Source organism: Corynebacterium gottingense, from assembly GCF_007559235.1.
In the GTDB taxonomy this organism is placed as follows: domain Bacteria; phylum Actinomycetota; class Actinomycetes; order Mycobacteriales; family Mycobacteriaceae; genus Corynebacterium; species Corynebacterium gottingense.
Genome location: NZ_VMHH01000001.1, coordinates 187,193 through 213,814, shown reverse-complemented (window position 1 = coordinate 213,814; position 26,622 = coordinate 187,193). Strand labels below are relative to the sequence as shown.

At 66.0% G+C, this 26,622-nt stretch carries 25 protein-coding genes and 7 tRNA genes; 21 read left to right on the top strand and 11 right to left on the bottom strand.

Going from position 1 to position 26,622, the window contains the following annotated elements; all coding sequences use genetic code 11:
- The first annotated feature begins 58 nt into the window (after positions 1-58).
- A complete protein-coding gene (gene dxs / locus FPH17_RS01040; protein ID WP_154878581.1) occupies positions 59-1,981 on the top strand; it encodes a 1-deoxy-D-xylulose-5-phosphate synthase in 1,923 nt (640 codons plus the stop codon).
- A gap of 6 nt (positions 1,982-1,987) precedes the next feature.
- Here dxs and FPH17_RS01035 read toward each other — a convergent pair whose 3' ends face one another.
- Positions 1,988-3,190 (bottom strand): HRDC domain-containing protein, encoded by a 1,203-nt coding sequence (locus FPH17_RS01035; protein WP_244288036.1) that lies wholly within the window; start codon positions 3,188-3,190, stop codon positions 1,988-1,990.
- An 8-nt stretch (positions 3,191-3,198) separates the two neighbouring features.
- Complete coding sequence (locus tag FPH17_RS01030; RefSeq protein WP_154878579.1) at positions 3,199-3,834, bottom strand: DUF3000 domain-containing protein; 636 nt, start codon at positions 3,832-3,834, stop codon at positions 3,199-3,201.
- 141 nt (positions 3,835-3,975) lie between these two features.
- Here FPH17_RS01030 and hemQ point away from each other — a divergent pair, with 141 nt between their 5' ends.
- Positions 3,976-4,677 (top strand): hydrogen peroxide-dependent heme synthase, encoded by a 702-nt coding sequence (gene hemQ, locus FPH17_RS01025; protein WP_095278957.1) that lies wholly within the window; start codon positions 3,976-3,978, stop codon positions 4,675-4,677.
- Between the two features lie 63 nt (positions 4,678-4,740).
- On the opposite strand, the gene msrB is transcribed toward hemQ, so the two are convergent.
- The 9 genes from msrB to FPH17_RS00980 form a co-directional block, all read right to left on the bottom strand.
- A complete protein-coding gene (gene msrB, locus FPH17_RS01020) occupies positions 4,741-5,157 on the bottom strand; it encodes a peptide-methionine (R)-S-oxide reductase MsrB (RefSeq protein WP_095534717.1) in 417 nt (138 codons plus the stop codon).
- Positions 5,150-6,475 (bottom strand): glycosyltransferase family 87 protein, encoded by a 1,326-nt coding sequence (locus FPH17_RS01015; RefSeq protein WP_240510461.1) that lies wholly within the window; start codon positions 6,473-6,475, stop codon positions 5,150-5,152. Before FPH17_RS01015 ends, msrB begins: the two co-directional genes overlap by 8 nt.
- A gap of 50 nt (positions 6,476-6,525) precedes the next feature.
- A complete protein-coding gene (locus tag FPH17_RS01010) occupies positions 6,526-7,257 on the bottom strand; it encodes a pyrimidine reductase family protein (protein ID WP_154878351.1) in 732 nt (243 codons plus the stop codon).
- Positions 7,258-7,325: 68 nt separating this feature from the next.
- Positions 7,326-7,401: transfer RNA gene (locus tag FPH17_RS01005), tRNA-Gly, on the bottom strand.
- A 44-nt stretch (positions 7,402-7,445) separates the two neighbouring features.
- Positions 7,446-7,517, bottom strand: a tRNA-Val gene (locus FPH17_RS01000).
- A gap of 15 nt (positions 7,518-7,532) precedes the next feature.
- Positions 7,533-7,606 (bottom strand) — tRNA-Cys (locus FPH17_RS00995).
- Between the two features lie 32 nt (positions 7,607-7,638).
- Positions 7,639-7,714, bottom strand: a tRNA-Gly gene (locus FPH17_RS00990).
- Positions 7,715-7,758: 44 nt separating this feature from the next.
- Positions 7,759-7,830: transfer RNA gene (locus tag FPH17_RS00985), tRNA-Val, on the bottom strand.
- A gap of 16 nt (positions 7,831-7,846) precedes the next feature.
- A tRNA-Gly gene (locus FPH17_RS00980) sits at positions 7,847-7,922 on the bottom strand.
- Positions 7,923-8,206: 284 nt separating this feature from the next.
- Between FPH17_RS00980 and FPH17_RS00975 the strand changes: the two genes are divergently transcribed.
- The 19 genes from FPH17_RS00975 (at position 8,207) to FPH17_RS00885 (ending at position 26,586) form a co-directional block, all read left to right on the top strand.
- Positions 8,207-8,278: transfer RNA gene (locus FPH17_RS00975), tRNA-Val, on the top strand.
- A gap of 369 nt (positions 8,279-8,647) precedes the next feature.
- Positions 8,648-9,223 carry a copper resistance CopC family protein gene (locus FPH17_RS00970; RefSeq protein WP_154878350.1) on the top strand — a complete coding sequence of 192 codons (576 nt, stop codon included), beginning with the start codon at positions 8,648-8,650 and terminating at the stop codon, positions 9,221-9,223.
- A gap of 10 nt (positions 9,224-9,233) precedes the next feature.
- On the top strand, positions 9,234-9,860 hold the full coding sequence (locus FPH17_RS00965; protein ID WP_154878349.1) for a copper chaperone PCu(A)C: 627 nt from the start codon (positions 9,234-9,236) through the stop codon (positions 9,858-9,860).
- A gap of 22 nt (positions 9,861-9,882) precedes the next feature.
- A complete protein-coding gene (locus FPH17_RS00960; RefSeq protein WP_154878348.1) occupies positions 9,883-11,067 on the top strand; it encodes a Dyp-type peroxidase in 1,185 nt (394 codons plus the stop codon).
- Between the two features lie 166 nt (positions 11,068-11,233).
- Positions 11,234-13,324 carry a threonine--tRNA ligase gene (gene thrS, locus FPH17_RS00955; protein WP_154878347.1) on the top strand — a complete coding sequence of 697 codons (2,091 nt, stop codon included), beginning with the start codon at positions 11,234-11,236 and terminating at the stop codon, positions 13,322-13,324.
- Between the two features lie 7 nt (positions 13,325-13,331).
- Positions 13,332-13,940, top strand: a complete 609-nt coding sequence (locus FPH17_RS00950) for an ATP adenylyltransferase (protein ID WP_414437254.1) — start codon at positions 13,332-13,334, stop codon at positions 13,938-13,940.
- A complete protein-coding gene (gene pgsA / locus FPH17_RS00945) occupies positions 13,918-14,553 on the top strand; it encodes a phosphatidylinositol phosphate synthase (RefSeq protein ID WP_154878345.1) in 636 nt (211 codons plus the stop codon). Before FPH17_RS00950 ends, pgsA begins: the two co-directional genes overlap by 23 nt.
- On the top strand, positions 14,554-15,510 hold the full coding sequence (locus FPH17_RS00940; protein ID WP_154878344.1) for a phosphatidylinositol mannoside acyltransferase: 957 nt from the start codon (positions 14,554-14,556) through the stop codon (positions 15,508-15,510).
- Between the two features lie 12 nt (positions 15,511-15,522).
- Complete coding sequence (locus tag FPH17_RS00935) at positions 15,523-16,635, top strand: glycosyltransferase family 4 protein (RefSeq protein WP_238397083.1); 1,113 nt, start codon at positions 15,523-15,525, stop codon at positions 16,633-16,635.
- Positions 16,632-17,132 (top strand): hypothetical protein, encoded by a 501-nt coding sequence (locus FPH17_RS00930; RefSeq protein ID WP_095276279.1) that lies wholly within the window; start codon positions 16,632-16,634, stop codon positions 17,130-17,132. The genes FPH17_RS00935 and FPH17_RS00930 overlap by 4 nt, the downstream gene beginning before the upstream one ends.
- An 11-nt stretch (positions 17,133-17,143) precedes the next feature.
- Positions 17,144-18,049 (top strand): acyl-CoA thioesterase, encoded by a 906-nt coding sequence (locus tag FPH17_RS00925; protein ID WP_154878342.1) that lies wholly within the window; start codon positions 17,144-17,146, stop codon positions 18,047-18,049.
- A gap of 88 nt (positions 18,050-18,137) precedes the next feature.
- Positions 18,138-18,890: a YebC/PmpR family DNA-binding transcriptional regulator gene (locus tag FPH17_RS00920; RefSeq protein ID WP_095276283.1), complete on the top strand. Its 753-nt coding sequence runs from the start codon at positions 18,138-18,140 to the stop codon at positions 18,888-18,890.
- A 123-nt stretch (positions 18,891-19,013) separates the two neighbouring features.
- Positions 19,014-19,571, top strand: a complete 558-nt coding sequence (gene ruvC, locus FPH17_RS00915; protein WP_154878341.1) for a crossover junction endodeoxyribonuclease RuvC — start codon at positions 19,014-19,016, stop codon at positions 19,569-19,571.
- Positions 19,568-20,167, top strand: coding sequence for a Holliday junction branch migration protein RuvA (gene ruvA / locus FPH17_RS00910; RefSeq protein WP_154878340.1), 600 nt, complete (start codon positions 19,568-19,570; stop codon positions 20,165-20,167). The genes ruvC and ruvA overlap by 4 nt, the downstream gene beginning before the upstream one ends.
- Before the next feature lie 7 nt (positions 20,168-20,174).
- A complete protein-coding gene (gene ruvB, locus FPH17_RS00905) occupies positions 20,175-21,260 on the top strand; it encodes a Holliday junction branch migration DNA helicase RuvB (protein WP_154878339.1) in 1,086 nt (361 codons plus the stop codon).
- 31 nt (positions 21,261-21,291) lie between these two features.
- Positions 21,292-21,588 carry a preprotein translocase subunit YajC gene (gene yajC / locus FPH17_RS00900; RefSeq protein WP_095276293.1) on the top strand — a complete coding sequence of 99 codons (297 nt, stop codon included), beginning with the start codon at positions 21,292-21,294 and terminating at the stop codon, positions 21,586-21,588.
- A gap of 165 nt (positions 21,589-21,753) precedes the next feature.
- Complete coding sequence (gene secD, locus FPH17_RS00895) at positions 21,754-23,646, top strand: protein translocase subunit SecD (RefSeq protein WP_244288035.1); 1,893 nt, start codon at positions 21,754-21,756, stop codon at positions 23,644-23,646.
- Between the two features lie 2 nt (positions 23,647-23,648).
- Positions 23,649-24,875 (top strand): protein translocase subunit SecF, encoded by a 1,227-nt coding sequence (gene secF, locus FPH17_RS00890; RefSeq protein ID WP_154878338.1) that lies wholly within the window; start codon positions 23,649-23,651, stop codon positions 24,873-24,875.
- 91 nt (positions 24,876-24,966) lie between these two features.
- A complete protein-coding gene (locus FPH17_RS00885; RefSeq protein ID WP_244288034.1) occupies positions 24,967-26,586 on the top strand; it encodes an ABC transporter substrate-binding protein in 1,620 nt (539 codons plus the stop codon).
- Positions 26,587-26,622: the final 36 nt, after the last annotated feature.

Below are 26,622 nucleotides of genomic sequence, written 5' to 3'. Positions count from 1 at the left end.
GGCGGCACGGTGTAACATGGCGGGGAATACCGGCGAGACGAAGGAGAGCTTGACAACAGTGGGAATGCTCGAGGGAATCACATCGCCAACCGACGTGAAAAAGCTGTCGGTGGAGGAACTTGACGCGCTCGCGGAGGAGATCCGTGAGCTGCTGATTGCTAAGGTCTCCGCCACCGGCGGGCACCTCGGGCCGAACCTCGGTGTTGTCGAGCTCACGCTGGCGCTGCACTCTGTGTTCAACTCGCCGCAGGACCCGATCATTTTTGATACCTCGCACCAGTCCTACGTGCACAAGATTCTTACCGGCCGCGCCGACAAGTTTGACACGCTGCGTAAGCGAGGCGGGCTCTCCGGATACACCGACCGTGCTGAGTCGGAGCACGACTGGACGGAATCCTCGCACGCCAGCGCGTCGCTGTCCTACGCGGACGGCCTGTCCAAGGCCAAGGAGCTCAGCGGCAACGGCGACGACAAGGTGGTCGCCGTCGTGGGTGACGGCGCGCTCACCGGCGGCATGTGCTGGGAGGCGCTGAACAACATCGCGGCGGGCAACCGCAACGTGGTCATCGTGGTCAATGACAACGGGCGGTCCTACTCGCCGACCATCGGCGGCTTTGCAAACAACCTGTCCAAACTGCGCGACCAGCTCGTAGCGCTGCGGATGCAGCCGGGCTACGACGAAGTCATGGAGTCCGGCAAGAAGACCTTGAAGTCTATGGGCTGGGTCGGGGAGCGGACGTTCGAAGCGCTCCACGCGCTCAAGGCAGGCGTGAAGTACCAGGTGCTGCCCACGGAGATGTTCCCGGACCTGGGCATGAAGTACGTCGGCCCGGTGGAAGGCCATGACCTCAAGGCGCTGCTCAGCGCGTTCCACTACGCGCAGCGCTACGAGGGCCCGCTGATCGTTCACGTGGTGACGGAGAAGGGCCACGGCTTTGCCCCGGCCGTGAACAATGAGGCGGACCAGATGCACTCCACTGGAGTGATTGATCCGGTGACAGGCGAGTCGCTGGCCAAGTCCGCTCCCGGCTGGACCTCCGTGTTTACCAAGGAACTGCTGCGAGCCGGCCACGAGCGCGACGACGTTGTTGCCATCACGGCGGCGATGGCGGGGCCGACCGGCCTGCAGCCGTTCGCCGAGGAGTTCCCGGATCGCTTCTTCGACGTGGGCATCGCGGAACAGCACGCGATCACCTCCGCCGCCGGTCTCGCGCTCGGTGGGATGCACCCGGTGGTGGCCGTCTATTCCACCTTCCTCAACCGCGCCTTTGACCAGCTGTTGATGGACGCCGGCCTGCTGCACCTCCCCATCACGGTGGTCCTCGACCGCGCCGGCGTGACCGGCTCGGACGGTGCGAGCCACAACGGGGTGTGGGACTTCTCGGTGGCGTCGATAGTCCCGGGCATCCGCATCGCCGCGCCGCGCGACCCGGCACGGCTGCGCGAAGAATTCCACGAAGCGCTCGGCGTTGACGACGGCCCTACCGTCGTCCGCTTCCCGAAGGGCAAGGTCGGCGCTGACATCGAGGCGAAGGAGCGCCGCGGTACGGTCGATGTGCTGCGCACCACGCTTGACCGCGACGATGACTCCGTCCTCAATGTCCTCCTCGTCGCTGTCGGCACGTTCGCGGGCCCGGCGCTCGAGGTCGCTGACGCCCTCGCCGGCGACGGCATCAGCGTTACGGTTGTGGACCCGCGCTGGGTAGTTCCGGTCGCGCCGGAGCTCATCGATATGTCTGCCTCGGCGGACCTGGTGGTGGTGTACGAGGACGGGGTGATGCGCGGCGGCGTGGGTTCTGCCGTCGCGGAGGCGCTCCACGCCGCGGAGATTGATACGCCGCTGCGCCAGCTGGCATTCCCGTCCGTGTACCCCAAGCACGCGTCGCGCGATGAGGTGCTGGCGGAGTACGGCCTGGATGCGGAGTCTGCGACCGAGCAGGTGCGCACCTGGGCGCTCGACCTCGCAGACCGGGAGAACTAGCCGCTCCTACTCGTCGGCTGCGGAAAGCCCCACGGCCGCGATGATCGGCGCGACGAGCTCGCACTGCCAGGGCCGCGCGCCGAGCTCACTGAGCTCCTGCTGAGCGCGCCGCACATCCCAGGGGTGCAGCGAGCGCGACGCCTTCCACACCGCTGCGCGCAGCAGCTTCGTGGTCGCGATCGTGCTCGCCTCCATGTTTAGCGCGTCGGCGAGATCCGCTACCTCGTCCCGGGCGTCCTCGAGCGCCTCGCTGAGCGCGGGGTACTCGCGGCGCATGGTCGATTTGGAGGGAACATCCGTCGGCGCTGATTTCGGGCGGGTCGGCCACGTTGAGCGGTCCTGATCGCGCGCCTTCGCCATCACGTCCAAGCAGGCAGCGGCGAGGTCCTTGCGTCGGCGCGGGAACCCCGAGACAGCCATGACGTCGCGGATGGTGGTCGGCTGGGCGAGTGCGATGTCGACAAGCACGCGGCTCTGCAGAATGTTGGACGGAGAGCGGTCGGAGCGCTTTGCCTGTGCCTCGCGCGCAGTCCACAGCGCCCTGGCAAGCTGCATGCTGAGCGCGCTGCTGATCCGCGAGGCTCCTTTCAGGTCGCGCCAGGAGCCCGTGCCAGTGCGGGGCGAGGAGGAGGTGTCCAGGATGTACGCAAACTCTTGCTCCGCAAACTCGAGCTTGCCGGTTTGCGCGAGCTCCTCGGCGAGCCCGTCGGCCAAATCGGTGAGGTAGGCCACGTCGAGCGCCGCGTAGTCCTGCCACTCTCGGGGCAGCGGTACCTTGGACCAGTCTTCGCGCCCGTGGCCCTTCTCCAGCACCACGCCGCAGATGCGCTCGACCATGTTGGCCAGGTTGGGGCGCTGGTATCCGGCGATGCGTGCGGCAACCTCGGTGTCAAACAGGCTGCCGGCGCACAGGCCCAGCTCGGACAGGCAGGGCAGGTCGCTCGCGGCGGCGTGGAGGATCCACGTCTCACCGTTCAGCACCGGTGAGAGGGCGCGGGTGGCGTCATCGCGGTGCCCCTCGGGCGCAATGAGAAACGTGCCGGCGTCTTCGCGCTGCACCTGGATAAGGAATGCTCGGTCGCCGTAGCGAAACGTCGAGGCTCGCTCGGTGTCGACGGCGAACGGCCCGCGGCCTGCCGCCAGCGCCTCGGCCGCCTCCTGGAAGCCAGCGGGCGTATCGACAAGCCTGTAATCCACCTTTTCACACACGGGGCGAACTACTTGCGTGCACCCAGCGCGGTGACGCCCTCCGGCGGCAGGCCCGCGACGTGCGCGAGCACCTTGGCAAACGCCTCGACGTGGCCCGAGAGGTCGATGCCCTCGGCGGTCCAGGAGGCGCGCATCTCCAGCTGGTAGGCGCGCGGCGGGCCGCCGATCTCGCCAAAGCGGACGGAGGCCGTGGAGGTGACGGTGCCTCCGAGGTTGGTGTAGCCCGCGCCGGCTTCGGCGAGCGACTCGTTGAGCCACTGCCACGCGACGTCCGGAAGCAGCGGGTCGGACGCGACCGCGTCGTCCATGTCGGCCTGGATGTAGGCCACGAGGCGCATGGACCCCTCCCACGCCTCCTCGGCGTCCGGGGAGTGCAGCAGGATGAGGCGGCCGAACGCGTCGCCCTCGCTGTCTGTGGGGACGGTGCCGGCCTCGTCGCCGGAGCGGTCGACCTCAAGCCCGACGGCGTGGCTGAATGGCGCGGGCCGCTGGGGTGGTCGGATGGTGCCGAGGGTGACTTCCGGCCGCAGCTTCGCAGCGTGCATAGACTCCACCGCAGCAGAGAAATCTGCGGGCAGGGAGGCGGTGTCGCTGTGCGAGGCGGGTGCGCCGTCGCCCGTGTTGGAGGGGTTGTCCGAATTCATCACAGGGTTCAACGTAGCTACCGTAGCGGCCCGCGGGTGGGAGGCGCGCCGAACGTCGTGGCGCGCGCCGCCGGCGCGTAGACTGTCCCTACGACTTTCGGTTGATCTGGCCCGCCCGGGCCGAAGAAAGGATACAAACCTATGGCCAAGCTTGATTTCGACGCACTGAACTCCGTTCAGCGCTACCTCCAGTTCGCGGTGTTCCGCGCCATCCCCGGTGCTCTCGGCTCCGAGCGCGAGGAGCTGACCGCGGAAGCAAAGCGCTTCTTCGCGGACCTTGAGGCGGAAGGCAAGGTCGTCGTACGCGGGATCTACGACAACACGGGCATCCGCGCCGACGCCGACTTCATGATCTGGTGGCACGCCGAGGAGTTTGAGTACCTGCAGAAGGCGCTGGCAGATTTCCGACGCACCACCGCCCTCGGCCAGCTGCTCGAGGTCTCGTGGCTGGGCAACGGCCTGCACCGCCCGGCTGAATTCAACAAATCCCACCTGCCCAGCTTCATCATGGGCGAGGAGGCAGAGGCCTGGATCACCGTGTATCCGTTCGTGCGCTCCTACGACTGGTACATCATGGACCCGCAGGAGCGCCGCCGCATCCTGGCCAACCACGGCAAAGCCGCGCGCGACTTCGCCGATGTCCGCGCGAACACGGTTGAGGCGTTCACGCTGGGTGACTACGAGTGGATGCTCGCGTTCGAGGCGCCCAGCCTGGAGCGCATCGAGGACCTCATGCACAAGATGCGCTACACCGAGGCGCGCCTTCACGTGCGCGAGGAGATCCCGTTCCAGACGGGTCGCCGCGTCGCGGACATTGGCGAGATCATCAAGATTCTGCCCTAAGCAGAGCACGCTTGTCGACGCCCCGTTGCAGACGCCGCGGTCCACGTGGCGTCGAGAAGCGTTTTACTTGCGCTCGTCGAGCGTCATCGAGATGGAGTTGATGCAGTAGCGCAGGTCGGTGGGGGTGTCAAAGCCTTCGCCGGCGAAGACGTGGCCGAGGTGGGACTCGCAGTTGGCGCAGAGCACCTCGGTGCGGACCATGCCGTGCGAGCGGTCCTCGCGCTCGATGATCGCATCACCCGCGAGCGGGCTGAAGAACGCCGGCCAGCCGCAGTGCGCGTCGAACTTCTCGGTGGAGCGGAACAGCTCCGCGCCGCAGGCACGGCAACGGTAGATGCCCTCGGTGGTGGTGTTGGTGTATTCGCCGACGCCCGCGGGCTCGGTGCCAGCCTGGCGCAGGACGTAGAACTCCTCGGGGGAGAGTTTTGCCTTCCAATCGTCCTCAGTGAAAGCGCTGTAATCGTTGCTGTTTTCAGTCATGCTGTGCCTCCTGTGCCTCCGGTGTCTTGCCCGGCTTGTGTAGCTCCTGTGCCGGTGCTGCTGGCAGACTACGCGTTAGCACTGAGATTACCCAAGCGGCGATTGCCACGATGAAGATTGCCCAACCCGCGGTGGGCAGGAATGTGTTGAGCCACCGGCCGGCCGGCCCGATGACGGTGCTGTTGAACTGGAGCGGGCTGACGCACAGAAGCAGGCCCGCCCACGGCGCGGCGATGTGGAACGGGCTGGCGCGGTGCAGCGCCGTAAACGCGGCGGGGAAGAGCATCATTGAGTAGTACGCCTGGCCGAGCGAGCTGAGCAGGCACACCCCGGCGAGGAGCACGGCGGTGGAACACGTGAGCCAGAGCCATTCGTCGCTAAAACGCCAGCGCGCAAGGCCCAGAACTCCGGCCGCGACGGCCGCGCCGAGCACGACGAAGAGGAGACCGTGCGCCCAGGCGGGCATGCCGAAGTAAACGGCGAAGCCCGCGAGCGAAGAGTTTGCGTAGTCGCGCGTGATGCCTAGGTACGGCACGAGCTTGGTCAGATAGTCGCTGGCGCCTGGAGTAAGCGGCCAGGCCACTACATTCAGGAGGGCTGGCACCGCGATTCCTGCGGCCACGGCCCCGAAACGCAGCTGCATGAGCGGCAGGACGAGAAGCGGGGCGAACATCGGCTTGATCAGGATGGCCAGGCCGAGGACAACCCCGGCGACGAGGAAGCGGCGGGCGCGGTAGCTGGCCAGGAACGCGGTGAGCGCCAACAGGAGGATGCCGTTGATGTTGGAAAAGACCAGCGTGTTGGTCACCGACTCCGTCGCAAACGCCGCCGCGAGCGCGACGGGGAACACGGGTCCGGTGAGCCGGCCACCCGCAAGACGGGTGCACCAGGCGAGCGCACCGATGATCGCGAGCGCGTTGGCCAGAATGAACCAGGGGCGCACGGTGTCTGGCGAGTCCGCCAATCCGAGCGGGGAGAGCAGGAGCGTCGCGCCAGGGTTGTACAGGTAATGCGGGTCCACGTAGTGGTAGACCTCGTTGTAGACCGGGACCCGCTGGATGAAGCGGTGCGTTGCCGCCCACACGGTGGTGAAGTCGTCGGTGGGTGAGCCCTCGCGGGCGAGCACGACAAGCCGGTGCACGATGAGCAGGATGGCCAGCGGCCACGCGGCGGCCGTTACAGCGCGGGCGGCGGGGGAGTGAAGGACCCCGGTGCTGCTGCGCGGCGCGGCTTCCGCGGTTGGGCGCGGCGCGGGCGAGGTCCACAGCGCGTTGATCCGCTGCTGCCAGCTGTGCGAGGGGTGAAGCTTGGTAGTCACGCGATTTACCGTACCGAACCGGGTGCGCGTTTCCGGTATCGCCGGTGCCGCTATTGGTCAGTGCGACGGTAGCGGCAAAACATGACGGAATCGTCGCTCGCGTGCACGTCTTCCAGGGCGAGACGCACCTTGTAGTTGCCGCCGGCACCGAAGAGCGTGGTTTCGACGTTGCCGTGGACGAGCGGGTCGATGGTGAGGTGGAGGACGTCGCCGAGATCGGCCGCGAGGAGGGTTCCGTACAGCCCCGGTCCGCCCTCGCAGGTGATGCGGTTGAAACCGCGGGTGTGGAGGGCATCGATGATGGCGTGTGCGGAGCCGTCGCCGGTGGAGATGAGCTGCGCGTTGGCGTCGAGAAGCTTCTGGCGCGCGCTGGCGAGGCCTGGATCGTCGAGGGAGGCCTGCGGCGCGAGGAAGACCGGCGGCACTTCGGTGTCGGTGAATAGCTGCGAGGACGGGTCAAAGTCGAAGGATTTTGTGAGCACCGCGATAGGTGGGACGGGGGCTTGGCCGCGGGCGACCCGCTTGTCTCGCTCGGACTCGCTGCACTTGGCGCCGGAGTAGGTTTCGGCGCGGGCCGTGCCTGCGCCCACGAGGACGACGTCGGACCATGCGCGGACCGTGGTGAGGAGGGCCGCATCGATGTCGTTACCGAGCGATTCGGAGGTGCCTTCGTCGGCGGCGGCGCCGGACAGTGACATTACTGCGATCAGCCTCAGCTCGCGCTCGGCGGGTGGGAGCGTGGGGCCTAGCAGGTCGGCGGTGGTGAACGGTGTCTGCTTCATGCATGCCAGCATAAAGAAGCAGGGGCACATGCAAAAACACCGCCGGGGAAGAACCCGACGGTGTTGCGTGGAGCGGATGACGAGACTCGAACTCGCGACCCTCACCTTGGCAAGGTGATGCGCTACCAACTGCGCTACATCCGCGGGGCAAGCGTGAGCTTGCCACAAGCCTTCTTGCGAAGACTCTGTGCGCGATACTGGGATCGAACCAGTGACCCCTACCGTGTCGAGGTAGTGCTCTACCGCTGAGCTAATCGCGCGGGCTGTTTCCAGCTTGGAGGTGGATACGGGAATCGAACCCGTGTACACGGTTTTGCAGACCGTTGCCTAACCACTCGACCAATCCACCGTGGAGCTTCCTCCAAAGTACCCGTATGTACTTGGAGCGGATGACGAGACTCGAACTCGCGACCCTCACCTTGGCAAGGTGATGCGCTACCAACTGCGCTACATCCGCGCGGCAAACATGAGCTTGCCCCGAGTCTTGCAGTGAAGACTCTGTGCGCGATACTGGGATCGAACCAGTGACCCCTACCGTGTCGAGGTAGTGCTCTACCGCTGAGCTAATCGCGCTCATCCCTTACGGGATTGGAGCGGATGACGAGACTCGAACTCGCGACCCTCACCTTGGCAAGGTGATGCGCTACCAACTGCGCTACATCCGCACGCACCTTAGTGCCTGTCAACATCGTGACCAGCACTGCGTGGTGCGAGATAAAACATTAACCGGTTGGCAATCATAGTCCAAATCGTGAGGTCATGCCCCGATTTCCGATGACGCCGAGTCGATCTCTGAGTTACATCGTTGTCGTTTGACGTGCCCGCCCCTTCGCTTATCGACGCCACCGCTATCCCCGTACTTCCGTAAGGGCCATAGGTGTGCCGAAGGGTGTCGTGTCCTGCGGATTCGTGGAATCACGGGGTGGCGTTGTAAAGTATGAATTCGTTCGGTCCTATGGCTCAGTGGAAGAGCGTTCCGTTCACACCGGAAAGGTCGCTGGTTCGATCCCAGCTAGGACCACTGATTCTGCCCCGGCGAGATGTTTTCTCGCCGGGGTTTTCGCGTTGCTTCGACTTGTGGAAATTGGGGGGATCTTAGATTGAAGCTGAAATTGCCCAGACTGTTGTCGGGCTGCCCCGCAGATCGACGAGGGCAAGTGTGCCGCATCTGCGCTCGGCTTCGGTCTGCCGGTGCTTTTTCATCTCCTCAGTGTCGGGGAGACGGGGAGACCGGGTACGATCCTGATGCAACGCTGTGGATCCTTAGCCCCGCATTGGGGTATATCAACCGAAAGTTGGGGTGCCGGGAACCTTATGGCAGCTCTGCGCGACTACTCTCCCATGAACGTAAACAACCCGTTACGTTCGCGTGACGTGAAAAGGAGAGCTTATGCAACGCACCATCACAGCCGCCGCCGCTGTCATCGGAACGTTGGCGCTGGCAGCACCGACCGCCTACGCCCATGACTCGGTGATTAGCGGCACTCCCGACAACGAGTCCACCGTCCAAGTTTTCCCCGACACCATTTCGCTGGAGTTCTCGGGGCAGCCGCAGGAGGGCTTCAACACCGTTGCGCTTTCCCGCGCGTCGGACGGCGAGGTGCTCTTTACCGGCGAGCCGGAGATCGACGGTCGCGTTGTCACCATCGACGTCCCCGACGAGGTTGAAACCAACGCCGAGCCGGGGGAGTACACGGTCGGCTATCAGATCATTTCCTCTGACGGGCACTCGACGAAGGGGATGTCCAGCTTCACCTTCGAGCCGGGTGAGGCCGGCACTGCACACAACGCCGACAGCACTGAAGCCGCCGACGAAGAGGGCGGCAACTCGGGCCTGTTGACCATCCTGGGCATCCTGGTCGGCGTGCTGGTCTGCGCTGGTGCTGCCGTCGCCGCGCTGGCGAAGTCCCGGAAGTTCCGGGCGTTGGATGGTGAAGACGCGGCGTCGACAAGCGAAAAGCGATAGGAGGCAGACGATGAAGATCACCCGAACAATAGCGACCGCGCTTGTCGCGGCGACCGCCCTCGGCGTTGCAGGCTGCAGCCCCTCCAACCAGGAGGACTCGGCGCAGCCAAGCACGACTGCGGCTTCGAGCGCGGTGAATGAGTCGAGCACGGCGAATGATGCCGAAGCGCAGCTGCAGGGCGCGGGCGACATCAAGCTCGAGGACGCCACGGTGCGCGCGAAGGCGGCGGTCGATAGTGCCGAGGGCTCGGACATGACCGCGGTCTTCGGTACCATCCACAACACCTCGGACCACGACATCACCATCACCGGGTTCTCTACCTCGCTGGGGGAGGCGGACTACCAGATCCATGAGACCGTCGACGGCACGATGCAGCAAAAGGAAGGCGGCATCACGATTCCGGCAGGCGGGACCGATGAGCTCGCGCCCGGCGGCGATCACCTCATGATCATGGGGTATGCGCCCGAGATCGCTGCAGGTGACACGGTGGATGTGTTTTTTGAAACGTCCGACGCGGAGGGGAGCGAGCAGGGCATCGTTGTCCAAGGCGTGGCCGTGCGCTCCATGCTGCCCGGTGGCGAGGAGTACGGCGACGGCGGCGAGATGACCGCCCACGAGCACGCGGACAGTCACTAGGCAAGAAGGGGTAGGCACGACGATGGAGGTATCTCGGCGCGGATTCTTGGCGGCGGGCGCGGGAGGGGTCGGTGTGGCGTCGTTAAGCATGCTCTCCTCATGCGCGGAGCAACCGGACGCCGCGCCGCAGGAGCTCCCGCTGCGCAGTGCCTCCATTGCCTTCGACGGCGCGCACCAGGCAGGCGTGCAACAGCCCGCGCAGGCGAGCCTGAACCTCATTGGTTTCCGCTTGAACCAAGGCGTGGACGCAAAGGCAATCGTGCGGCTCATGCGCCTGTGGACGGAGGACGCGCGGCGGCTGACCGCGGGGCACAACCCGCTGGGAAGCCTCGAGCCGGAGCTGACCGCGTGGCCGGCGAACCTCACCATCACCTGCGGGTTTGGTCCGCGGATCTTCCAGGTCGCGGCGCCGCATGTCGCGCCCGCATGGCTTCACGACATCCCCGCGCTGTCTCGCGATCAGCTCGACCCGCAGTGGGGGCAAACTGATCTGGTGCTCCAACTCTGCTGCGACGACCCGGTGATGGGCGCGTGGGCGATGCGGCACATGACGCGCGCCGGCGTAGATTACGTGCGTACCGCCTGGGTGCAGCAAGGGTTTGTCAACGCGCATGGGGCGACGCCGGAAGGCGAGACCCCGCGCAACCTCTTCGGCCAGGTCGACGGCACCGTGAACCCCCGCACCGACGAGGAGTTCGCGCAGCAGGTGTGGATCAGCGAAGGCCCGCTGGCAGGTGGGACCTCGCTGGTGGTGCGCAGGATCGCGATGCACCTTGACACCTGGGAGCTGCTGGACCGCCGCTCTCGCGAAGAGGTCGTCGGCCGCACTTTAGACACTGGCGCTCCGCTTACCGGCGGCGACGAGTTCACCGAGCCCGACCTTCAGGCCCGAGACGCCTACGGGCTGCCGGTGATCGACCCGAACTCGCACATGGCCCGCGCCCGCGCCACCGGCGCCAAAATCCTGCGCCGCCCATACAATTACAGCCTGCCGCCGGAGCCGGGTGCCACCGAGCTTTCCAACGTCGGCCTCATCTTCATGGCCTACCAGCAGGACCCGGACGCGAGCTTCACCCCGCTGCTCACTCACCTCAATGAGGCGGACCGCCTCAACGAGTGGATCACCCACATCGGCTCTGCCGTCTACTTCATCCCGCGCGGCACGGCGGCGGGCGAGTACTGGGGCCAGGGCCTGCTCCAGGGCTAGTTTGCTTATCGACGCCCACTCGCACCCCACCCACCCAGTCCAACCAACCCCGGCGGGGTAGTATTACCAACGATGTGCTGGGCCCGCTGTGCCCGGCGCAGGACGGAACGAACACGTGGGGTGCGTCCAGGTATGGCGGACCCCTTTGACGCGCAAAGGAGCGCCAATGGCCACCGATGTAACCGACGTAGCCGATGAGGCCGATGAGAATGTACAGGTAGAGTTCGCCCCCTTCGAGGTCCCCGCTGGGACCCCGGTCGGTGCCGCAATGCGCGAGCTAGACCTGCCCAACAAGGGCGACAACGCCATCGTTGTTGTCCAGGACGAGGCGGGGGAGCTCAAGGACCTCTCGCACGTTCCGTCCGAAACCGCCACCTTCACGCCGGTCCCCGCCAACACTGAGCTGGGTCGCTCGGTGATCCGCCACTCTTGCGCGCACGTGCTCGCGCAGGCCGTGCAGGCGGAGTTCCCGGGCACCAAGCTGGGCATCGGTCCGGCGATCAATGACGGCTTCTACTACGACTTCGACGTTGCCGAGCCCTTTACGCCGGAGGACCTGAAGAAGCTGGAAAAGCGGATGAAGAAGATCATCAAGCAGGGCCAGAAGTTTGTCCGCGGGGTGTACGAGTCCGCTGACGTGGCGTCGGAAAAGCTCGCGAACGAGCCCTACAAGCTCGAGCTGATCCAGGACAAGGGCAACGTTGACCCCGATTCGGACGAGGCGACCGAGGTCGGGGCGGGCGAGCTGACGCACTACGACAACGTCAACCCGCGCACGGGCGATGTCGAGTGGTTTGACCTTTGCCGCGGCCCGCACGTGCCCACCACCAAGTACATCCCGGCCTTCGCGCTGACCCGCTCGTCTGCGGCGTACTGGCGCGGCGACCAGAAGAACGCTGGCCTGCAGCGTGTCTACGGTACCGCCTGGGAGTCCAAGGAGAAGCTCGCCGAGTACATGACCATGCTGGAGGAGGCGGAGAAACGTGATCACCGCCGCCTGGGCAACGAGATGGACCTGTTCTCCTTCCCCGACGAGGTCGGCTCCGGCTTGCCGGTGTTCCACCCGGACGGCGGCATCGTCCGCATGGTGATGGAAGAGCACTCGCGCCAGCGCCACCTGAAGGCCGGTTACTCCTTTGTAAACACCCCGCACGTGACCAAGGGCGACTTGTTCAAGAAGTCGGGCCACCTGGACTGGTACGCGGACGGCATGTTCCCGCCGATGCAGCTCGACGGCGAAGTCGACGAGGATGGCAATGTGACCAAGCAGGCCGTTGACTACTACGTCAAGCCGATGAACTGCCCGATGCACAACCTCATCTTCGACTCCCGCGGCCGTTCCTACCGCGAGCTGCCGCTGCGCCTGTTCGAGTTCGGCACCGTCTACCGCTACGAGAAGTCCGGCGTGGTCCACGGCCTGACCCGTGCGCGCGGCTTCACGCAGGATGACGCCCACATCTACTGCACCGAGGACCAGCTGGAAGAGGAGCTGACCAGCGTCCTGGAGTTCATTATCTCGCTGCTCAAGGACTACGGCCTTGATGACTTCTACCTGGAGTTGTCCACCAAGGACCCGGAGAAGTACATCGGCGACGACGACATCTGGGATCGCTCCACCAACATCCTGCGCTCCGTGGCGGAGAAGTCTGGCCTGGAGCTCGTTCCGGACCCGGCGGGCGCGGCCTTCTACGGCCCGAAGATCTCCGTGCAGGCGCGCGACGCCATCGGCCGCACCTGGCAGATGTCCACCGTGCAGCTGGACTTCAACCTGCCGGAGCGCTTCAACCTGGAGTACACGGGCCCGGACGGCGCTAAGACCCGCCCGGTGATGATCCACCGCGCGCTCTTCGGCTCCATCGAGCGCTTCTTCGGCGTGCTGCTCGAGCACTACGCCGGTGCGTTCCCCGCCTGGCTCGCACCGCACCAGGTGGTGGGCATTCCCGTGGCCGACGAGTTTGCGGACCACCTGGAGGGCATCGTGAGCAAGCTGCGCGAGTCCGGGATCCGGGCTGAGGTCGACCACTCCGACGACCGCATGCAGAAGAAGATCCGCACCCACACCACCGGAAAGGTGCCCTTCATGCTGCTCGCTGGCGCACGGGACGTGGAGGCCGGCGCGGTCAGCTTCCGCTTCCTGGACGGCACCCAGGTCAACGGCGTGCCGGTGGACGAGGCCGTCGAGCTGATTACCAACTGGGTTGCTGAGAAGCTCAATGCGCAGCCGAGCGAGGAAGCCATTGCAGCGCGCCGAGGGTAGGGACGACGTGGCGTCGGCAAGCTCGAGCCCGCGCGACTACGTGGACTCGGGAGCCGGCGACGCGGACCGGCTGCAGCGACTTTGGGCCCCGTACCGGTCCAACTACATTGCAGCGATGCCGGAGCGCAGCGCGGACCCCTTCGTGGAGATCCCGAAGGGGAGCGACGAGGACGGGCTGATCATCGCACGTGGTGAAACCGTCTACGCGCTGCTCAACCTCTACCCCTATAACGCGGGCCACCTGATGGTGGTGCCGTACCGCAAGGTTGCGGCGCTTGAGGCGCTGACCGACGCGGAAACTGCGGAGCTCATGGTGTTTGCCAAGCTCGCCATCCGCACGCTCAAGTCCGTGTCCAACCCGGAGTCCATCAACGTGGGCCTGAACTTGGGCAAGGCGGCGGGCGGATCGGTGAGCGATCACCTGCACCTGCACGTGGTTCCGCGGTGGGCGGGAGACTCGAACTTTATGACTGTGATCGGCGGGACGAAGGTGCTGCCGCAGCTGCTGCGCGAGACGCGCGCAGTCCTCGCGGACGCCTGGGTGGCGCTCGATCGCGACACCGACTCCGCCGAGGCGCCGGAAGGGGGCGACGATGCTGAGCGTCCACGGGCGTAAACCCGCTGCCGTGGTGGTCAAACCGGTTGCCAAGGCGCTGCTCAAGGTCGGGATGACCCCAAACGTCACTACGCTTGTGGGCACCGCGGCGACCGTGCTCGCCTCCGTTGTGCTCATCCCCACCGGCCACCTCGTTTGGGCTGCGTTGCTGTCTATCTTCTTCGCCGCGTTCGACATGGTCGACGGCACGATGGCGCGACTGCGCGGCGGGGGCACCGCGTTCGGGGCGACGCTGGACGCCAGCTGCGACCGCATCACGGACGGTGCGCTCTTCGCCGCCATCGCCATGTGGCTCATCTACGTGGACAACGCGAAGCCGTACAACGTGGCCGTCTGCCTTGCCGTGCTGGTGCTCTCGCAGGTGATTAGTTACGTCAAGGCGCGCGGAGAGGCCGGCGGGCTGCGCATCGTCGGTGGGCTCATCGAGCGCCCCGAACGGCTCATCATCGCCCTGGCGGGGCTTTTCCTCGAGGGCTTCGGCGTGCACCACGCCATCGAGGTGTCGCTGTGGGTCCTCCTCGTCGGCTCCGTATTCACGGTGGGCCAGCGCCTGCTGTACGCGGCGCGCGACCCCAAGTCCGACGGCAAGCTGGCACCACCCGCGGGGGCGTAGATGGCAGTACTCGACCCGGTGACGGCGGGGTACCTCGCCGGTTGGAAGCTCGTGGGACGGCTGCCCGAATCCGTCACTGGCCGGGTGTTCGCGCGGGGCGCCGATTGGGCGTCCGGCAACGGGGCGGGGCCGGAGATGCTCCGCCGCAACCTCACCCGCGTCGTCGGCCCCGAGCGCGTGACGCGCGAGCTCGTACGCGATGCGATGCGTTCCTACGCGCGTTATTGGCACGAGGCGTTCCGCTTGCCGCAGCTTGCCGGCCAGCCCGGGCTGCTCACCGAGCTCGATGCAGGCGTGCAGGGGCGGGCGCTTATCGACGCTTCTCTGGACAAGGGTCACGGCTTGATCCTCACCCTGCCCCACGCCGGGAACTGGGACATGGCCGGCATGTGGTTAGCGCAGCGCTACGGGGGATTCACGACTGTCGCTGAACGGGTCAAGCCGGAGGCCTTGTTTGATGCGTTCGTGGACTTTCGGGAGCAGCTCGGCTTTGAGGTCCTCCCGCTCACCGGCGGGCAGCGCCCTCCGTTTGCACGGCTGAAAGAGGTCCTCCGCGGGAACGGGATCGTCTGCCTCATGGGCGAGCGCGACCTTACCGGGAAGGGGATCGCAGTTGACTTTTTCGGCGAGGAAACCACCATCCCTGCGGGGCCGGCGAAGCTCGCTCAGGAGACGGGGGCAGCGCTGTGTGTCGCCCACTCGTGGTTCGAGCGAGACCTGACGCTGCCGCGATGGGGGTTCAGCGTCACCGGTATTGAGGTGCCGGAGGCGACGCCGGGCGCCGGCCAGGAGGGGCTCGCGGTCACCGCGCAGCGGGTCGCGGACGTATTCGCCGCGAACATCGCTCGGCACCCGCGGGATTGGCATGCGCTGCAGCCCATTTGGCCCGCGGATGCGGCGTGGCGCAAGCAGGCACAGCCGCGGCGGGAGCCTATTGCACAGGGTGGGGAGGCGTAAGTGCGCATTGGCATGGTTTGCCCTTATTCCTTTGACAAGCCCGGCGGGGTGCAGTCGCACGTGCTCGATCTCGCGCGCGTCTTCCGCGCCCGCGGGCACGACGTGCGGGTGCTGGGGCCGGCGTCGGCGAGCACTCCACTGCCAACATGGGTGAGGCGCGGCGGGCTTGCGGTACCCCTGCGCTACAACGGTTCGGTGGCGCGCATCGCCTTCGGGCCGCAGGTGAGCCGAGTGACCCGAGAATTCCTGCGGAACGGCAACTTCGACGTCCTGCACGTGCACGAACCGAACTCTCCCAGCTACTCCATGGTGGCGACCCGACTGGCGCGGGGGCCAATTGTTGCGACCTACCACGCGTCCGCCCGTAGCTCCTACGCGCTGAGGTTCGCGCTGCCCATGCTGCGCGGAAATTTGGAGAAGATCCGCGGCGGGATCGCGGTGAGCGAGCTTGCGAGGCGCTGGCAAGTGGAGCAAGTGGGGACGGACCCGATTGTCATCCCGAACGGGGTGGATACGGCGCTGTTCCGTGGAGCGCGAGAATCGGCGGACAGGTGGAAGGCCAACGCCCACACGGACGCGATGGAAATCGTGTTTCTGGGCAGGCTGGATGAACCGAGGAAGGGGTTGGGGACCTTTTTGGGTGGTGTGGAAAAGCTTGGTCTTCCGGTACGGGTGACGGTGATGGGTGCGGGGCACCACCGGCCGGTGCCGGGGGTGCGGTTCGTCGGCGCGGTGAGCGACGCGGATAAGGCGGCGATCCTCGGGCGCGCGGACATTTTCGTCGCGCCAAACACGGGCGGGGAGTCCTTCGGCATCGTGCTGGTAGAGGCGATGGCCGCCGGCTGCGCCGTGGTGGCGAGTGACTTGGAGGCATTCGCGCGCGTGTGCGGCGCTGATACTGCGCACCCCGCAGGGGTGCTGTTTCCCGTCGGCGACGAGGACGCGCTCGCAGACTGCCTTCGCGCGCTCGTTGCAAACCCGCAGCTGCGCAGGCAGTTGGTTGCGCGCGGCACGCAGCGAGCCCGCGAGTACGACTGGGCTACCGTGGCCGATCGGATCATGGCGGTCTACGAGACGGTGGCGCCGGTCGGGCCCGGGGCGGCAGAGAAGGTGTCGGTGCGATGACCTGGCTAGCAGTGTGCGCTGCGGTGGCGGTCACCGCGTTCCTTGCCTGGGCGTACTTCACGGCGCAGCGGCTTGACCGGTTGCACATGAGGGTGGACCGCACCCGTGACGCGCTGCAGGCGGCGCTCGACAGGCGGTGCGCTGTCGTCGCGGCGACACTGCCCGCGCTGCGCGATCAGGCGCGGGCAACGGAGGAAGTGCGGCTGGACCCGCGAGACATTGCACACCGTCTCCGGCGGGAGGACGCGCTGTCCGTGGCGCTCACGCGCGTGCAGAAAGAGTGCGCGGGGAGCGCACCGGAGGTTGCACACTCCCTCCGTGACGCGGAGACCCGCGTCTTCCTCGCGCTGCGTTTTTACAACGAGGCGGTGTCAGACACGCGGGCGTTGCGGCTGCGTCCACTTGTGCGCGCGCTGCACCTCGGCGGTACCGCGGCACTGCCGGAATACGCAACGATGACCGAGCTGGAGGGCCCCGCCCCCGCGCGAAATGCGTAAGGTCGTGTCACATGAGCGCTACACTTTCGAACCTTTCGGAGTCCCCGACATACATCCAGCGCATCCTGGATCTTGAGCGATGTGACGGAAACGAGCCAGACACCTTCCGCGGTGCGGCAATGCACTCGGACCATTTCGTCCGCACGTTTGGAGGACACGTCGCTGGTCAAGCGCTCGTGGCCGCCACGCGCACAGTGGAGGGTAAAAAGGTCCACTCGCTGCACGGATACTTCCTGCGCCCCGGGGACGCGAACGCGGAAACCGAGTATCGCGTCGGCCGCCCGCGCGACGGCCGCAGTTTTGCCACCCGCACCGTCGAGGCACTCCAGGGCGGGGAAGTGCTCTTCTCCATGCAAGCCAGCTTCCACCGCGCCGGCGATGAAGGCCCGGAGCACTCAGACGAGATGCGAGCGGTTCCCGCGCCGGACGAGCTGCCCGCCGAGGCGAAAGCGCCCAACCTTGGGCCAGGGTCGCGCCACGACCTCAACGAGTGGGACATCCGCGTGGTGCCGCCGGAGATGTACTCGCCGAACCAATACACCACGAGCCAACAGGTGGTGTGGTTCCGATCGACGAGGAGGTTGCCGGACGAGGACACGTTCCACGCGTGCACGCTGACCTATATGTCAGACATGACGCTGCTGCACTCGGCGCTCGCCGCGCACCCCGGCCACCAGGCCCAGCTGGCATCGCTGGACCACGCGGTGTGGTTCCTGCGTCCGTTCCGGGCCGACGAGTGGCTGCTCTACGACCAGATCTCGCCGTCTGCGCACGCCGGCCGGGCCTTGACCCACGGCCGCATCTTCGACCAGCAGGGGCGCCTGGTCGCCGTGGTGGTGCAGGAGGGGCTGACGCGCAACCTTCGCGAGGGCGCCCACGCCGTGCCCGAGCGGGATCCTCGCCCGGAACCAAAGTAGCGCCCCAAGCAGGCCCCCGGAACGGGGTGAGCGGGGGACACGTATACTAAGCCAAGTTCATCTACTCGCGACGAAAAAGGGGTGCCAGATGTCGGGCCACTCAAAGTGGGCTACTACCAAGCACAAGAAGGCTGCGAACGACGCGAAGCGTTCCAAGCTGTGGGCGAAGTTGATCAAGGACATCGAGGTGGCCGCTCGTACGGGCGGCGGCGATCCTGCAGGCAACCCAACGCTCGATGACATGATCAAGAAGGCCAAGAAGGCCTCGGTGCCGGGCGACAACATCGAGCGCGCCCGCAAGCGCGGCTCCGGCGAGGAAGCTGGCGGCGCGAACTGGGAGTCCGTGATGTACGAAGGCTACGGCCCGAACGGCATCGCGCTGCTCATCGAGTGCCTGACCGACAACCGCAATCGCGCGGCTACTGAGGTCCGCACCGCGATGACCAAGAACGGCGGCAACATGGGCGATTCCGGCTCCGTTGCTTACATGTTCAAGCGCACCGGCATCGTCACCATGAAGAAGGGCGAGCTGACCGAGGACGATGTGCTCATGGCTGTGCTCGACGCTGGCGCCGAGGAAGTCAACGACCTGGGCGAGGAGTTTGAGGTCGTTTGCGAACCCTCCGACACGCAGGCCGTGCGCGACGCGCTGAAGGCCGAGGGCATTGAAGTCGAGGGCGCAGATCAGGACTTCCGCGCAGACATCGAGGTCGACGCCGACGTCGCTGCCGCGAAGAAGACCCTCAACCTCATCGATGCGCTCGAGGATTCGGACGACGTACAGAACGTGTACACCAACATGAACATCTCTGACGAGGTCGCCGCCCAGCTGGACGACTAGCCTCCGCAGCGTCGCCCCGCCGCGCGCCCGACTCGTCCGGGTGCCCGGCGGGGCTTTCGCGCTTATCGACGCCCTGTGGTAGAACATTTGTGTTAGATGGTGTATTGCTCGTGGGAGGTTGGAATGCAGCTCGAGGGGCTCCGCGTCATGGGGATTGACCCAGGCCTGACCCGGTGCGGTCTTTCCGTGGTGCAGGCCGGGCGAGGTCGTCAGATCTTTCCTATCTCGGTAGGAGTGGTGCGCACCCCGTCCGACGCGGACCTCTCCGAGCGTCTGCTGCGCCTGTCGCGCGCGGTCTCGGAATGGATGGACGAGTACCGCCCGGACGTGATCGCCATGGAACGTATTTTTGAGCGCGGCAACGTCTCCACCGTCATGCACACCGCCCACGCGGTCGGGGTCCTTGTCCTCGCGGCGGCGGAGCGTGACATCGCGGTGCATATGTACACCCCGTCCGAGGTGAAGAAAGCTATTTCCGGCAACGGACGCGCGGACAAGAAGCAGATGACGGTCATGATTACCCGTATCCTTGGGCTTTCGGAGCCGCCGAAGCCTGCGGACGCTGCGGACGCGCTGGCCATCGCGGTGTGCCACTGCTGGCGGGCCCCGCTGCTCGCACGGAGCGCGCACGCTGAGCGGCTGGCCCAAGCACAGCGCACAAGGACAAAGGAGAAGGCATGATTGATTCCCTCAACGGCGAGGTCATCTCGATCGGGTTGGACCACGCGGTCATCGAGTGCGCCGGCGTCGGCTACCGCTTCTTGGCAAGCCCACCGACGCTGGCCGCGCTTACCCGCGGCGAGCAGCGCCGCGTGCTCACCTCCATGGTGGTCAAAGATGACGGCGTGACGCTCTACGGTTTTGCCGACGACGACGCGCGCGAGATGTTCCACCGCATGCAAAGCGTCACGGGTCTGGGGCCCAAGCTGGCGCTCGCCGCGCTTTCTGTCTTTAGCCCCGCTGAGTTGGCCACCCACATCGCGGAGCAAAACGCCAAGCGCATCCAAACGATTCCCGGCGTGGGGAAGAAGATGGCGGACCGCATCGTGCTCGAGCTCAAGGACAAGGTTGCCACCCTGGCTGCTCCCGAGCAGGAAGCACCCGCCCCCGCCGCCACAACCTCGTTTGCCACGGAGCAGGTCGTCGAGGCGCTCGTCGGACTCGGCTTCCCGGAGCGCAGCGCCCGCCCGGTCGTCGACGCGATTGCGGCAGAGCAGCCGGACGAGGCCAGCTCCGCGCTCCTGCGCGCGGCCCTGACCCAGCTGGGCAAGAAGTGAGACCCCAATGTCAGATGTAGAAAAGACCGAATTTTCCCTCCCGGATGGCCCGGATAGCATGGCGCGCCCGGGCAATTCGCTTATCGACGCCACCTCGCAACCCGACGAGCGTGACGCCGAAAAGTCGCTGCGCCCAAAGTCCATCAACGAGTTCATCGGCCAACCGAAGGTCCGCGAGCAGCTGGGCCTGGTCCTCGCTGGGGCACGCAGCAGGGACGTCACCCCGGACCACATTCTGCTGTCCGGCCCGCCGGGCCTTGGGAAGACGACGATGGCCATGATCATCGCGCAGGAGCTGGGGACCTCGCTGCGCATGACCTCCGGTCCGGCACTGGAGCGCGCGGGCGACCTGGCGGCGATGCTGTCCAACCTCATGGAGGGCGACGTCCTCTTCATTGATGAGATCCACCGGATCGCCCGCCCGGCCGAGGAGATGCTCTATATGGCGATGGAGGATTTCCGGATTGACGTGATCGTCGGCAAGGGCCCCGGCGCCACGTCGATCCCCCTGGAGATCCCGCCGTTTACCCTCGTCGGCGCGACGACTCGCGCCGGAATGCTCACCGGACCGCTGCGCGACCGCTTCGGGTTTACTGCGCAAATGGAGTTCTACGACGCCGAGGACCTGACCAAGGTGGTCACCCGCGCGTCCTCCATTTTGGGAGTGAGCATTGACGAGGACGCGGCGGTCGAGATCGCCTCGCGCTCGCGCGGCACGCCGCGTATTGCCAACCGCCTCCTGCGTCGCGTGCGGGACTGGGCCGATGTGAACGGCGACGGCCACGTGGACCTCGCGGCCGCGCAGGCGGCGCTGGCGGTGTTTGACGTGGACGAGCGTGGCCTTGACCGCCTCGACCGTGCCGTGCTGGACTCGCTCATCCGTGGCCACGGTGGTGGGCCGGTGGGTGTGAACACCCTGGCCATCGCTGTCGGCGAGGAGCCGTCAACCGTCGAGGAGGTTTGCGAGCCCTACCTCGTGCGCGCTGGGTTGATGGCGCGGACTGGCCGCGGCCGCGTCGCCACGGCGGCGGCTTGGCAGCACCTCGGCATCACGCCGCCTCCGGAAGCGCCGGGCCAACTTAATCTCTCGTAGGCGCACCTGGGGCCTATGAAACAATGGGCGCATGGAAATTGTTTACATCCTCATCGTCCTGGCCATCTTCTTGCTCCCGTCGCTGCTGATGATGCGCAGCCAGAAGAAGCGTCAACGCCAGATGCAGGAGATGCAACGCTCGATTGCTCCCGGCGACCGGATTGTCAACGTCGCCGGTTTCCACTGCACCGTGGTGGAGAACAACGGCGAGACGCTGCAGGTGGAGCTGGCCCCGAACGTCGTGGCCACGATGGAAACCGCGGGCGTGATGAAGCGCGTAGACCCGCAGGGTTCCACCCAGGCCGACGTGCCGACCGACACCGAGTAGCCAGCGCACTTGGCACCCAGCCCGACGCCTCCCAGATGCCGGGGGAGGGGTCGGGCACCAATTTTTTGCCCCGATGCCGTAGCATAATCCGTTGTGCAAGTGCCGGACACCCGTCTCGGGTGCCCTGGGCAGCAAAGATCAAAGAACAGCAGAGGAGTCAGCTCAGTGTCCTCAAACACTCGGCGTTCCGGCGAATTGAGATCAAAACGTACGTGGCCAGGCAAAGCCCTGGCGCTGTTTTTGCTCATCGTCATCGGCGTGTACGCATTAGTCTTCTTTACCGGCGACAAGTCGGCATCGCCGAAGCTCGGCATTGACCTGCAGGGCGGTACCCGAGTCACCCTCGTTCCGCAGGGTGAGGAGCCGACGCGCGAGCAGCTTAACGACGCCCGCCGTATCCTGGAGAACCGCGTCAACGGCATGGGCGTCTCCGGCGCGACCGTCGTGGTGGACGGCAACACGATCGTCATCACCGCCGCCGGCGACGACACCTCCGAGGTCCGCAACATCGGCCAGACCTCCCAGCTGCTGTTCCGCCCGGTGGAGGAGATGCCCTCCCCGGATGCCGCCGCAATTGGCCCGGCGGTTTTGGACATGGCAAACGAGTGGGTCAAGTACGGCGTGATGACGAAGGAAGAGGCGCAAGGGCTCCTCGACCAGTCGATGGGCGGCCAGGATGGCCAGCCGAATCCGAATACGCCGAAGATCGAAGCCGATCCGCTGCCCGAGCCCGAGGGGCCGGTTGAAGCGGCCGACCGCCGCTCCGAGGTGACGGAGATGCTCCGCGAGTCCCGCCAGTCCGACGACCCGACGAAGCAGTTCGCTTCCTTCATCCTCCTGTCGCAGAAGTGCGCCACCCAGGAAGTCGACCCGCTCGCGGGTACCGACGCAGAGGATCGCCCCCTGGTCGCCTGCGATTCCTCGACGCGCCAGCCGTTGCTCCTCGGCGAGGTACCGCTGCTTGAGGGCGTGACTGAAGAAGATGGTCCGCGCCTGACCGGCGAGCAGATCGACACCGCCCGCCCGATTACGGGTGGTTACAACCCGCAGAGCTCGCAGATGGAGATCAGCTTTGCGTTTAGCCAGAACGGCGACGTCAATGGCTCTTCCACCTGGGCGGCACTGACCAGCGAGATGATTGGCAAACAGATCGCCATCACCCTGGACTCCCAGGTCATTTCCGCACCGCAGATCCAGGGCGCGACCCCGGTCGGCTCCGCCACCGCCATCACCGGCGACTTCACGCAGGAAGAGGCCGAGGGGCTGGCCAACAACCTCCGCTACGGTGCGCTGCCGCTGTCCTTCGCCGGTGAAAACGGCGAGCCGGGTGGCACTGCACTGACCGTCCCGCCGTCACTCGGCCTGGCCTCGCTCAAGGCGGGCCTGTACGCCGGCCTGGTTGGCTTGGCACTGGTCGCCCTGTTCGTGTTCGCGTACTACCGCCTGTACGGCCTGATTTCGCTGGCCACCCTGGCGGTCTCCGGCGTCCTGGTCTACGGGTCCCTGGTGCTGCTCGGTCGCTGGATCGGCTACTCGCTGGACCTGTCCGGCATCGCCGGTCTGATCATCGGTATCGGTACGACGGCCGACTCCTTCGTGGTGATCTATGAGCGCATCAAGGATGAGGTCCGCAAGGGCAAGACGTTCCGCTCCGCCACAGCGTCCGGCTGGGACCGAGCGAAGGAGACCGTGGTGACCGGCAACATGGTCACGCTCATCGGCGCGGTGATCATCTACTTCCTGGCTGTGGGCGACGTGAAGGGCTTCGCGTTCACCATGGGTCTGACGACGGTGTTCGACCTCCTCGTCACCTTCCTGGTCACCGCGCCACTGCTCATCCTGGCGTCTCGCAGTAAGTTCTGGGGCAGACCGTCCGTTAGCGGTATGTCCAAGGCGTTTGCCACTGCGAACGGGAAGAAGAACACAGACACAGACAAGTACACAGACACGACTCAGGCCAAGACCGCCGAATCGACTGGGTCCACGGTGGTTGAGGTCGGCGAGGGAAGCGTCGATAAGCAACTGGCCCCCACTCGCGACGACTCTGAGGAGAAGTAACCATGACGAGTTCTATTGCGAACACCGCGCCCGCGGCTCAGATGGACCGGCGCGAGCGGCTGCACACCGAGGACGGCGCGATCGACTTCGTCGGACGCCGGAAGCTCTGGTACTCCATCACCCTCGGCCTGCTGGTCGTCGCCGTCGTGGCGATGCTGGCGCGCGGGTTCAACCTGGGTATCGACTTCGAGGGCGGTACGAAGATGTCCATGCCTGCTGGCGACCTCGTCGCCGAGGAAGTCGAGGACACGTTTGTTGACGCCACCGGGGTGACCCCGGAGCTGACGCAGATCGTCGGCGCCGGTGACGCGCGCACCCTGGAGATCAATTCCGAGCACCTGAGCCAGGAGCAGATCGACCAGGCCCGCCAGGCAATCTTTGAGCAGTACCAGCCGAAGGACGAGAAGGGCGACGTTACCGCGAACGCGATCGGTGACTCAACCGTGTCCGAGTCGTGGGGCGACACGATTACTCAGCGCATGCTGCTGGCAATGCTCGTGTTCGTCATCGCCGCGGCCGTGTACGTGGCAGTGCGCCTGCAGCGCGAGATGGCGTTGGCCGCGCTCGCCGCGCTCGTGGTAGACGCCGTCCTCATTATGGGCTTCTACGCGCTCTTCGGGCTCGAGGTCACCCCGGCGATGATCATCGGTCTGCTCACGGTGCTCACCTTCTCTCTTTATGACACGGTCATCGTGTTTGACAAGGTGAAGGAGAATACCTCCGGAATCCTGGATTCGCGCAGGTCCACCTATGCGGAGCAGGCGAACCTGGCGATCAACCAGACCGTGATGCGTTCTATCTCCACCACCGTGATTTCCGCGCTGCCGATTATCGCGCTGATGATCGTGGCGGTGTGGATGCTTGGCGTGGGTACGCTGCGCGACCTGGCGCTCATCCAGCTCATCGGCGTGATCGAGGGCGTGTTCTCCTCGCTGTTCCTGGCGACCTCGCTGCTGGTGACCTTCATCGAGCGCCGAAAGAAGTTCCGCGAGCACAACGCGGCGGTGCAGGCGTTCCGCAACGGTGACACCGCAGAGCACGGTGAAGGTGTCGAGGGCACTGAAGGCGCTGAGGGCCTTGGGGGCACTGTGGCGGAGCATGGGAAGCGCACCGTCGGCTCTATTTCCCAGCGCACTTCCGGCGCAGGCGAGGCCACTGGCAAGGGGACCGGGGCGGAATCGTTCGGCGACACGCCGGGCGGGGCCGCGACCTGGAGGCCGGGGCGCTAGACAGAAGGGGAGTCAGGCAGTGCCACAGAACGGGAGAACACACCGGAAAACAGACGGAACACGGCGCGCACATCAGCTGGGCCGAGGCGCGGTGGCGTCGCTTAGCGCAGCTTGCCTGTTGGCGGCGACGCTCACGGCGTGTAGCGGCGGTGATGAGGACCCGAACGGGAAGCTCGACGAGCAGCACTTCGGGTACCAGGTGTCCGGTCCGCTCCTCACCACCAACGCCGGCAGCCTCGAGGGCACGTCCACGCAGGCGCACCGCCTGTCTGGCCGTCTGTACCCGGGCGTGTTCGTGCCGGGGCCGGGCGGGGAGATGATCCCTAACACGGACCTGATCAGTGCGCAGCCCCTCCCAGGCCCGCAGCGCCGCGTAACCTACACCATCTCGGACAACGCCGTCTTCTCCGACGGAACGCCGGTGACGTGCACCGACTACCTGCTCGCGTTTACGGCGGGACAGCACCCCGAGATCTTCGGGTCGCACCTTCCGCTTTTCGACGACACCGAGGCCCTCGACTGCACCCCGGGCAGTAAGACCTTCACCGTGGTGTTCAAGGAGGGCCGCGGGGACCGGTGGCAGGACCTCTTCGGCGCCGGCACCGTGCTGCCCGCGCACGCTGTGGCGCGGAAAGCGGGGAAGAGCGTCGAGGAGCTCAACGCTGCGCTGCAATCCGAGGATCCCGCACAGCTCGCCCCGATTGCGCAGATCTGGCACCACGGGTTCGACTTTGCGCAATTCGACCCGGAACTTCAGGTTTCTTTTGGCCCGTATGTGATTGAGAGTTTCGGCGCCCAGGGCGAAGTGAACCTGATTGCCAACGAGCACTACTACGGTGACCGGCCGGCGATCGATCGCCTCGTCATCTGGCCGGGCACCGCGGACAGCGGTGAGCTGTACCGCGGGGGCGGGCTCAAGGTCGCGGACCTGGACGACCCGAACCCGGCGTGGTTTGACGTGAACGCCGAGGACAACCAGGTAGACATCTCCACGGTGGTCGGGCAGCTCTCCGAGATGCTCACGTTCCCTGAGACCGGGGTCTGGGCCATTCCGGAGAACCGGCAAGCGCTGTCGCGGTGCCTTGACCCTCGCGGCGTGGCGGCCGTTTCGAGCGAGCATGCCGGCGTGCAGGTTCCGCCCGCCCCGGTCCACGTGCTGCAGCAAGACGATCCGCTCACCTCCCGCGTGGAGGACGTGGCGGCGCCGTTCATGGACGTCAATATCGACGAAGCGAGCGTTTTGAGCGGGATGGAGGTGCGCGTGGCGTACCCGTACCCGAACGCCCGCCAGGCCGCGATGGTCGAGGCAATGCGCCGCAGTTGCGAGCCCGCCGGCGTGAGCATCGTGGACGTGACGGGGGAGGGCAAGACGCTGGCGGATCTGCCGCACCTTGCCACCGACGAACAGGGTATGCAGTTTGTCACCGACGGCGAGGTCGACGCGCTGCTGCGCCCGGTCGACCCGATGAAGGAGTACCCCGCCGCAGCAAACCAGGGCAACCAGGTGAGCAACCTGCGCGCCCAGGAGCACGCACTGTGGGAGCAGCTGCCTTCGGTGCCGCTGGCCGCGCAGCCCCGCACGTTCGCTGTGAACCGCGGTGTGGGCAACGTCGTGCCGTACACCGGTCTGGCGGGAATCGGCTGGAACATGGACCGGTGGCGCATCCTGCCGCAGGATGCAATACCATCGTCATCTGGTGGGCAGCAATAGTTCCCGCTGCCAGAATTCACTCCGTACCAACACTCT